1 protein-coding gene is annotated in these 1,234 nt (G+C 66.8%); it reads right to left on the bottom strand.

The features are described 5' to 3' along the window. Positions 1-7: 7 nt before the first annotated feature. Positions 8-1,165 carry an IS30 family transposase gene (locus tag Y710_RS18325; RefSeq protein ID WP_006896665.1) on the bottom strand — a complete coding sequence of 386 codons (1,158 nt, stop codon included), beginning with the start codon at positions 1,163-1,165 and terminating at the stop codon, positions 8-10. Positions 1,166-1,234: the final 69 nt, after the last annotated feature.

Raw genomic sequence — 1,234 nt, 5'->3', positions numbered from 1 at the left:
GGCGGATTCAAGCGGTGGGCGCAAGAAGCTCTGCGAGCTTCTCTGATGGTGTCAGATAGCCCAGAGTCTTGCGCGGTCGGCTGTTGAGGCTGTCCTGGATCGCGTCCAACTCCTCGCGGGTGACGGCGCTCAGGTCGGTGCCCTTGGGCAGGTACTGACGCAACAGGCCGTTGGTGTTCTCGTTGCTCCCGCGCTGCCAGGGCGAGTGGGGATCGCAGAAGTAGATCGGGATACCCGTGGCAGTGGTGAACGCCGCGTGCTGCGACATCTCCGCGCCCTGGTCCCAGGTGATCGTTCTGGCCAACGAGGACGGTAGTTTGCTGATCGCGGCGCGCATCGCTGCCTCGACCTGCTCGGCTGTCTTGCCATCTGGGAGGTGCAACAGCAGCGTCATCCGCGTCGATCGCTCGACGAGCGTCCCGACCGCGCTGCGGCTGCCCTCGCCAAGGATGAGGTCGCCTTCCCAGTGTCCGGGCACGGCGCGGTCGTCGGCTTCTGCGGGGCGTTCGCTGAGCATCACCATGCCGGGGATCCGGCCGCGGCCGTCAGTGGTGCCGCGGGGCTTTCGGGCCGCTCTTCCGGACCGTAGACACCGCGCCAACTCGCGGCGCAACTCGCCTCGGCCCTGGACAAACAGGGACTGGTAGATCGTCTCGTGGCTCACGCGCATCTCCGGATCATCGGCGTGATCCAACCGTAGGCGCGCCGCGATCTCCTCGGGGGACCACAACTGCTCCAGCCGGCTGGAGACCTCCTCGAGCAACCGGCCTGACGCGAGCTTGAAAGACTTCGGCCGACGAGCTTGATCGCGAGCGCGTTCGTGCGCATGCCATGCCGAGTAGCCGCAGCGACCACCGCCGCGCTTCACCTCGCGGCTGATGGTCGACACCGCGCGCCCCAGGTGCTCGGCGATCGCGGTGAAGGTGTCGCCACGATTGATCCCCACCAGGATCTGCTCGCGCTCGTCAATCGTCAGGCAGCCCTGGCGTGGCTCCCAGCCGAACGGCTTGGCGTCGGCGTGCCTGCCGGTGCGGGCCATGATCCCGACCATCGGCGCGCTGCAGCCGATCTCCTTGGCGATGTCGACCAGCCGCCAACCCCTCGCATGCAGCCTGAGTGCCAGCCGCTTCTGCTCCCGACTGAGATGACCGTGCTTGCCCTGCATCCGGATCCTCCTGTGATCAGTGACTGCCTCATCTCACAGGACTCGTTGCACTGACCGCTTGAATCCGCC

This window comes from Gordonia sp. QH-12 (genome assembly GCF_001578675.1).
GTDB lineage: Bacteria > Actinomycetota > Actinomycetes > Mycobacteriales > Mycobacteriaceae > Gordonia > Gordonia sihwensis.
This window is presented reverse-complemented; position numbering and strand designations above follow the sequence as displayed.